This window comes from Tabrizicola sp., from assembly GCF_051645465.1.
Classification (GTDB): Bacteria; Pseudomonadota; Alphaproteobacteria; order Rhodobacterales; family Rhodobacteraceae; genus Tabrizicola.
In genome coordinates this window covers 1-6,865 of sequence record NZ_JBOFBI010000003.1, presented here as the reverse complement: position 1 = coordinate 6,865, position 6,865 = coordinate 1, and the positions used below count along the sequence as shown (strand labels likewise).

The 6,865-nt window shown below is 58.8% G+C and carries 5 protein-coding genes; 2 read left to right on the top strand and 3 right to left on the bottom strand.

From position 1 onward, the window contains the following. Nucleotides 1-211: 211 nt before the first annotated feature. From ACRCSW_RS00150 to ACRCSW_RS00140, 3 genes are all read right to left on the bottom strand, one after another. A protein-coding gene (locus tag ACRCSW_RS00150; RefSeq protein WP_438701972.1) for an IS3 family transposase occupies nt 212-1,563 on the bottom strand; the annotation gives its coding sequence in 2 pieces (ribosomal slippage) (nt 212-1,227 and nt 1,227-1,563; 1,353 coding nt in all). A 28-nt stretch (nt 1,564-1,591) separates the two neighbouring features. Then, on the bottom strand, nt 1,592-2,710 hold the full coding sequence (locus ACRCSW_RS00145; protein ID WP_438701971.1) for a hypothetical protein: 1,119 nt from the start codon (nt 2,708-2,710) through the stop codon (nt 1,592-1,594). Then, on the bottom strand, nt 2,703-3,680 hold the full coding sequence (locus tag ACRCSW_RS00140) for a hypothetical protein (RefSeq protein WP_438701970.1): 978 nt from the start codon (nt 3,678-3,680) through the stop codon (nt 2,703-2,705). Before ACRCSW_RS00140 ends, ACRCSW_RS00145 begins: the two co-directional genes overlap by 8 nt. Before the next feature lie 99 nt (nt 3,681-3,779). Between ACRCSW_RS00140 and ACRCSW_RS00135 the strand changes: the two genes are divergently transcribed. Together ACRCSW_RS00135 and ACRCSW_RS00130 are read left to right on the top strand one after the other, a co-directional pair. Then, on the top strand, nt 3,780-5,159 hold the full coding sequence (locus tag ACRCSW_RS00135; RefSeq protein WP_438701969.1) for a toll/interleukin-1 receptor domain-containing protein: 1,380 nt from the start codon (nt 3,780-3,782) through the stop codon (nt 5,157-5,159). After that, complete coding sequence (locus tag ACRCSW_RS00130; protein ID WP_438701968.1) at nt 5,156-6,715, top strand: argonaute/piwi family protein; 1,560 nt, start codon at nt 5,156-5,158, stop codon at nt 6,713-6,715. The genes ACRCSW_RS00135 and ACRCSW_RS00130 overlap by 4 nt, the downstream gene beginning before the upstream one ends. Nucleotides 6,716-6,865 lie beyond the last annotated feature (150 nt).

Here is a 6,865-nt window from a genome sequence, read left to right as displayed (position 1 = left end):
CGGTGAAGGCATCAAGGAACCCGGTCTGCGCATTCACCTCCCAGAGCAATTCCGTGATGCGGATGCGCGGCATCACGGCATCGATCGCCCGTTCCAAACGCATCGCTGCGGGCGGTGTGACCGCGTCATGCGGCGTAATTGTCCGTCGTCGAATGATTTGGAACAGGCGGCCTGATTTTGGAGCGGAGAGCTGGGGCTCATCGGGTTCAGGTTATGCTGCTTGACGCTGGTGGTTCAAGCGGCGGTTTTGGATGGTCTGCTGTTTGATGCGCCTCCTTTCAGCCAGGATGGTTTCGTCGCGCCCGAAGTAGACGTCAGCCGGGGTCAGGTTGCCGATGCTCTCGTGGTAGCGGTGGTTGTTGTAGTGCTCGATGAAGGCGGCGATGGCAGCCTCAAGCTGGCCTTCGAGGAAGTAGTTTTCGAGCAGGATGCGGTTCTTGAGGGTCTGGTGCCATCGTTCGATCTTGCCCTGGGTCTGGGGATGCATCGGGGCGCCGCGGACATGTTTCATGCCTTTATCCTCGAGGTATCTGGCCAGATCCTCTGCGATGTAGGACGAGCCGTTATCGCTGAGAAGCCGGGGTTTGTGCAGAACTTTTGCGCTGCTGCAGCCGGACGCGGTCAGGGCGATGTCGAGCGTGTCGGTGACATCCTCGGCCCGCATGTTGCCACAGAGCTTCCAGCCGACGACGTAGCGCGAGTAGTCATCGAGGATCGTAGAAAGGTAAAACCAGCCCCAGCCGATGACCTTGAGGTAGGTGAAGTCGGTTTGCCACATCTGGTTTGGCGCCGTCGTCTTGTCCTTGAACTCATCTGCCGCCTTGATGACGATATAGGCCGGGCTGGTGATGAGGTCGTGCGCTTTGAGCAGGCGGTATACGGAAGCCTCTGACACAAAATACTTTTCTGTGTCAGTGAACCGGACTGCCAATTCGCGCGGCGACAGCTCCGGCTCTTCCAGCGCCAAGTCCACGATCTGGTCCCGCACGGCCTCAGGGATGCGGTTCCAGACCCGGGAAGGCCGTGAAGGGCGGTCTTCCAACCCCTCCGGCCCGTGTTCGACGAAGCGGTCATACCACCGGTAGAACGTGGTGGGCGGGATGCCGATCTTGGCAAGGGTGCGCCGGACCGACAGATGCGACTGCGCCACCAGCCGGATGATCTCAAGCTTCTCAGCGGCGGGATACCTCATTCGCCTTCTCCCCCAGCCCCGGTCATGTTTTTTTTGAGCAGGCGGTTTTCGAGGCTCAGATCGGCCACCAGTTCCTTCAGCGCCAAAGCCTCGGCGCGCAGGCCCTTCACTTCGCCGGTGTTGGCCTGACGAGAAGTATCACCGGCCAGCCGCTTCTTGCCGGCCTCAAGAAACTCCTTTGACCAACTATAATACAGGCTCTGAGCTATGCCTTCCTTGCGGCAAAGCTCAGCAATGCTATCCTCGCCACGAAGGCCGGACAGAACGATCCGGATCTTCTCCTCGGACGAATGCAACTTGCGCGTCGCGCGCCGGATGTCTTTCACGACCTGCTCGGCAGGGGCCTTGGTCGTCACCGGTTTCTTCATCATCTTCAACTCCAACTGGGGTCAAGATGAGCTACAAACCCTCCGCTACGCAATCACGCCAAACTGTTCCGTGGGTGGTGATGCCGGACAGCGTGGGTGCTAGGAAAATGACACGCTCTCCGCGGAGCAGCGCGGTCGCGATCTTCAGTTCGGCGAGTGTCGATTTGCCACCACCGGTTGGAAAACTTATCGCTGAAGATACCCCACGCTCGAGATAGCCCTTCTCGACCGCCTCGCGGTGGTTGCGCCAGAGAAAAGGGCGCTGCCTTGCCATCCGGCGAAGCGTTTGCCACCAACCACTATCATCAACCCCTCCCGGCGTTGGAATGCGGCACAGGGCGGTCCCAAGCAGGTCACCCTCAAGCCCAAGAAGTAGATTGGCGAGATGCAGAGGGCCGGAATAGAGGCTTAGCAGCGTCTCGCCATCCAGGCCGGCACCTTCGATCGGCTCGGAGGCCAGGGCGCGTACTTGCGCAAATAGCATGCTTGCTGGCACTAGCCCACCAGCCTCCGGCGCTACATCTATGCGCAAGTTCAACTGCCGTGCGAGAGAGGTGACGCCGCGCAGCAGCAGTAGTTGGAGGGCTTCGAGAGCGCGGATATCGAGATCCGTGCCATCAACTTCAATCACAGGCTCTTCGGCGCTGATGACAGCTCCAAGCCGACCTTGCGCTAGATTGCGGATTGCCAGCAAAAGGGCGCGCTCGGTCGGCCTCGCACTCTGTCTTGGCGCGATGCGTTTGGCGGCTTCCGCCGCATCGGCATGCGCTTCTGCAAGAAGAAAGAGTAGTGTGGCGCAAACATCCGAGCTGACCGCTGCAACATCGACTTGGCTGGGAGTTTCGACGCCGCGCCGGGCTAGGGAAATGGCCTGGTGTGCCGAAGCCGCAACAAAGGCCGCCGATGCACGATTCTCGCGATCATGAAGCAAGGCGGCATAGGTCTCATGCGCTGCTGCAATACGGCGAAGCTCAGTGACGGTTGCCCCTAACGCTGCATCGTCCGCTTCGACAGCAGCACCCCGCAGACGGATCCTTGCCGAGACGATGTCGGCAAATGCTTCAGTAAGACGCTTGGGAAGATTGTCGAGATCGAGCCCTTCGAGTGGTGGAGCCGCCCGGATCAGTGCCGCAGTCGTCGGATCAAACATTGGCGATGGCCTTTATCTTCAAGATCACAAGCGCCGCAAAGCTCGCCATCCAGTTGCGCATCGCCGGGAGGTATATAGTGTCGGCTCGACGACGGACTGAAGCGCCGGGCGCAGACTCATCGAAGCCCTTAAACAGTTTGGCGCGGGCTTTGACTTTGTTGTGCGTATCGCCGATGGTGATGCTCACGCGGTAGTGCCGCACATCGCGCCACAAGGTGTTAGCAATCGCACTATCGAGATCAAACTTGGGATCGGCAGCGGCGCGAGCATCAAGCATCCCACTGACTTCTTGGGAAACTTCATTCTGCCGCTCGCCTCTTTCGAGAGCTTTGATCCCTGGCCAAACATCTTCGTGGATCGTTTTGCGGGCGTTATCGGTGGCCTTGTCTTCGAAGATGACGACCGCAGTGACCGATGTGCCGGCTTCGTCCAATTCCAGTTGCATTCCGTCGAAGCCTTTGTCGGCCTTGCGAATATGTGGCATCCGGGTGAGCGAAGCGGAAGGCTGTTGGTGCGCAGCGATCCACGATATTGCTTGGAACAGCCAACCGTCACGGTGCCAAGGATCCTCCCCCGCCGCCAATGTCAGCTGCTTGATCGCTGCATTCGCCTGCTCTGCATTGGCAGTGGGCCCAGGCACGCCCGCACCACTAAGAATCTTGGCTACGTGGCGATACTGGCCGATCACAATGCGTGCTACGCGCTCGGCTAGGGCGTCCTCGTCGTCGATAGACCATGCCCAGCCGTGACAAAGCTCTCCGTGATCTACTGGGATGAGCTTCAAAGTCATTGTCTTGCCAACCCAGTTATACAGTAATGCATTGATTATACAACATAAAGAATACGGCTTCTCAACTAGTGGTTGCTCGATGCGGAGTATGGATTTGGCTGATGCTTTGGTCAAGCTGCGGGCTGCGTCGTCCTCTTCTTTAGGGAGGCTCGATTTCTTGCAGACTGCGCCAATCTTCATATCTCCGCTAGCGCAGTGGGGTAACCACCCTCCGCGATAATCGTGCGCTGACTCTCGCTTTGGCTTACAAAGGTCGTTTGCCCAAGCTATCCTTTCGTCATGACTGGAAAAGAAATTTCACCACGCACCAAGATATTCATTTCTAAGGCGACGCCTGGGGATGATGCCTTTGCGACATGGCTGGCTCCCCGCCTCGAGGCTCACGGCTATGAGGTCTTTGCTGACATCCTCGACCTGTCTCCTGGAGACGGGTGGCGCTTGAAGATCACCCGAACTCTGCAGGACGAGGCGGTCAAGATGCTCCTTTGCTGCAGTGATGAGACGTTGGCCCGCGAAGGGGTCCTTGAGGAGATTGAGATTGCCAAGGATCTTTCCCGATCCCTCGACGATCTGCGGTTCATCGTTCCTCTCAAGATGCGGCGCTTCAAGAAGTTATTCGGGATTGGAGGACTCCAATACATTGACTTCGAACGAAATTGGGCGGGCGGCCTGACAAGGCTCCTTGAGTTTCTGGAAGAGGAGAACGTGCCTCGGTCCGACGCCCGAGCCATTCAGCCCGGGTGGGCGGCCTACCGGCGGCGCCAAGCGGTGGCCTTAAGGCAAGAGCCGGAGGTCCTTACCTCGAACTGGCTGCGTGTGCTGACGGTCCCTGACGAGGTCTATCATGTTAGGCCGATTGGAAGTCTCGGCGAGAAGCGGAGCGCGGCCTTGGCGAAGGAGTCGCCTTTTCCGGCTCTCGAGCATGCAGGCGGATACCTCTCCTTCGCGACAGCTTCAGATTTCGAGGCGGCGTTCCCGGCAACCGGGCGCTTTGAAACCGTCTGGTCCGTCGCATATGCTGACTTCAACGAGAACGGGCACCCACCTTCAAGTCTCACATCGATTGATGCCCGTCGCCACCTTGTAAATCTTTTTCGGCTGGCTTGGGAAATGCAGTGCCGGAAGCAGGGCTTTCTTCAGCACATCTTTTCTAATGGGTCCGCTGCGATCGCGAGCGACGGCAAGATCGACATTGGGAAGCGCATCCGATGGGGACGGCAAGGACAGCGACGCTCTTCCGTGCTCCGTAACATCGCACGCAAAAAGGTTTGGGAGTTCGGGGTCACAGCCTATCCCAGCCTCTTTCCATTCCCCCACTACCGCCTCAAAGCGCGTGTCCTCTTCTCCGAACTTGACGGAATAAAGAAGGGTGCGGTGATCGACGATCCGCGCACGCAGCATCGCTTGCGGCGGGGCGTCTGCAGTGCATGGCGCAACCGGGCCTGGCATGGGAGGTTGATGGCCATTCTCGAGTTGATGGCGGGCGAGAGTCCTTATGTGACGCTGCCGGCGGGAGGGGGGTCCTACATCGTCCTTGATGCCATGCCTGTCCAGGTCACGGTACCCGTGACGGCTCGACAGCTGCACGAATTGGGCGAAGAGGCCGAGGAGAAGGACATCTCGACGCTCGACGGATTCTTCGGGGAGGACGAAGCATGACGGACTTGCCCGAGGTATCGTTGACAACGCTCTTCATTGATGAGCCAGATCTCGAGTTCGGCCATGGCCAGCGCCTCGACCATCCGAAGGACGGTCTCTACCTTTATGGGCCTGCAGGCGCACCAATCGCTGGCTCAGTGGTGCGCGTCGGCGTAGTCGGCACAGCAGTGGGGATAGCGGACTTGAAGTCCTGGCTCGCACGACTGAACGCCGGGATCTCGGTACCGGTGGCGGGTGAGCGCGAGAAGACCGACCGCCCTCACCTTTCGGACTTTCCGGGCCTGCGCGAGGCATACGCGATTACCGTCGAGGAGAAGGCAATCGTCACCTGCAATCTCGATTTGGCAGATATCGAGCGCACGACTACAATCGCAAATCACCACGAAGCTGTGGCGAAAACTGCCGATCTATATGTCGATGCAGTGGTCCGTCATCTCAGGAACGAGGAAGCGGCCGTCGACGTCTGGCTCATGGTCGTTCCTGAGATCGTCCACGAGCGATGCCGATCAACCGGAAGCGGGCGAAAATCCCAGGATCTTACCCCTGGCGAATTCGCCAAGAAGACGAAGAGACGAGAGATCCTGCCGCTGTTCGATGGGCTGCTCGACACGAGCGCAGAGGACATTTTCGACGACGTTCCCGACTTCCACCGCCAGATGAAGGCCAAGCTCCTAGTTCACGCACAGCCTTGCCAGATCATCCGCGAAACGACGATCGCTCCTGAGAGGCATCTCGACCGCTTGGGGCGCCCTAAGAGGGGTACGCAGGACCCAGCAACGGTCGCCTGGAATCTTGCGACGGCGCTCTACTACAAGAGTCAGTCCAGGCCACCGTGGAAGGTGGCGGGCATGCGCGAGGGGGTTTGCTACGTCGGATTCGTTTTCAAGCTGATCCCAAATCATCGCGACCACCATGCATGCTGTGCCGCGCAAATGTTTCTGAGCGAGGGCGATGGAGTCGTGTTTCGCGGGGCGAACGGCCCCTGGTATACCGAGGGCAAAGAGTTCCACCTTTCAAAGGACGCCGCCCGTGGCCTCATTGAGCGGGTAATTGAGACATACCGGACGAAGTTCGGCGCGGATCCAAAGGAGCTGTTCATTCACGGCAAGACGAAGTTCAGCCCCGATGAATGGGACGCCTTCGCCGAGGCGGCGCCGTCGGGAACGACCATCACCGGCGTACGGATACGGCCCACGTCGGGGGACATGAAGCTATTCCGGGATGGTGACTACCCATGCATTCGCGGGACTGCCGTCGTTCTAGGTGAGCGGGACGCATTTCTCTGGACATCGGGGTATACGCCGCGTCTCGACACCTACATGGGTCCTGAGACGCCCAACCCGATCTCGGTGACTATCCTGAGATCGACAGGCGACATACCTTCCATCGCGGTCGTTCTGTCGGACATCCTGAAACTCACAAAGATTAACTACAACTCGGCCGCGTTCGCCGATTCCCTCCCGGTTACGGTCCGGTTTGCAGACAAGGTCGGCGATGTGCTGGTCATGGGGAGTGCTCAGGATGCCGAGAGACAGCCGTTCAAGTTCTACATCTGAGCGCAAGCATCGCGGGGCCAGTTCGAGCCAGTTACCGCTCTGGTGTCGCCAACTGATGGCCATTCCCGGTGCTTGCCCCGAAGCATTGGTCATGCTGACGACCGACTGTTTCACACCATCTTTGTAGAGCGCATTACATAATCAAAATTA